Origin of the sequence: Endozoicomonas sp. OPT23 (assembly GCF_009653635.1) — a bacterium.
Taxonomy (GTDB): domain Bacteria; phylum Pseudomonadota; class Gammaproteobacteria; order Pseudomonadales; family Endozoicomonadaceae; genus Endozoicomonas_A.
This window is the reverse complement of sequence record NZ_PPFD01000027.1, coordinates 1-207: the sequence shown is the minus strand read 5'-3', so window position 1 is coordinate 207 and position 207 is coordinate 1. Positions and strand designations below refer to the sequence as shown.

The 207-nt window shown below is 51.2% G+C and carries 1 rRNA gene; it reads right to left on the bottom strand.

What is annotated here, in order from left to right:
- Positions 1-207 (bottom strand): 23S ribosomal RNA (locus tag EOPP23_RS21300); the annotation flags it as partial.

The window sequence follows — 207 nt, the reverse complement described above, 5'->3', positions numbered from 1 at the left end:
GGCGTCACACCGTATACGTCCACTTACGTGTTAGCACAGTGCTGTGTTTTTAATAAACAGTCGCAGCCACCTGGTATCTTCGACCGCCGATAGCTTAGAGAGCAAGTCTCATCACCATCAGCGGCGCACCTTCTCCCGAAGTTACGGTGCCATTTTGCCTAGTTCCTTCACCCAAGTTCTCTCAAGCGCCTTGGTATTCTCTACCTG